Annotated in this window: 1 pseudogene; it reads right to left on the bottom strand. The window is 56.5% G+C overall.

Annotated features, from left to right (window positions below):
• Nucleotides 1–54 precede the first annotated feature (54 nt).
• Nucleotides 55–533: pseudogene (locus ACGKZZ_RS17285) on the bottom strand (hypothetical protein); the annotation flags it as partial.

Below are 533 nucleotides of genomic sequence, written 5' to 3'. Positions count from 1 at the left end.
CCGTCGAGGAAGCTTCTGAACAGAAATATCAGGGGGGTCACTTTTGGACGCCGATTACCCCAATACAGGGGTCAATCTTGCATGCCGGTTCACACTGAGGTGCTTGTTCTCGGTGATTGCTGCGTGGGTAACCCGCTGCTGATGCGGGTCGAAGATGCTGCAGGGCAGGGCAACGCCTTTGGCACGCACCTGGATGCGCCCGTCCGGCATCTCGTAGACATCGACGTATGTGCCGACCAAGCCACGCGTCAGATCATTGACCTCCAACCGGATGCGCTTGCGGTCGTACTTCAGCGTCAGGTCTTTGGTGACATAGCGTTTGTCGCGGAGACAAAAGACTTCCACGAGGCGATCCGGATCGATGTTCAAAGCACGATGCAGGTTATCTGGCTTGGCGGGTGCCTTTGCGAACTTCGCGTTGTAGCGTTCAGCGAAGCCTGTGAGCGATACCTGAACTGCGACTCCTATGCCTTTTGAGGGTAGGGGCATCGACCCATCTCTTCCATCATCTTTTCTCGGAAGACCTCTGCGGG

The sequence above is a fragment of the Marivita sp. S2033 genome (genome assembly GCF_046592965.1).
Taxonomy (GTDB): domain Bacteria; phylum Pseudomonadota; class Alphaproteobacteria; order Rhodobacterales; family Rhodobacteraceae; genus Marivita.
Note: the sequence above shows the minus strand (reverse complement) of the source record. Positions and strands in the feature narration are given on the sequence as shown.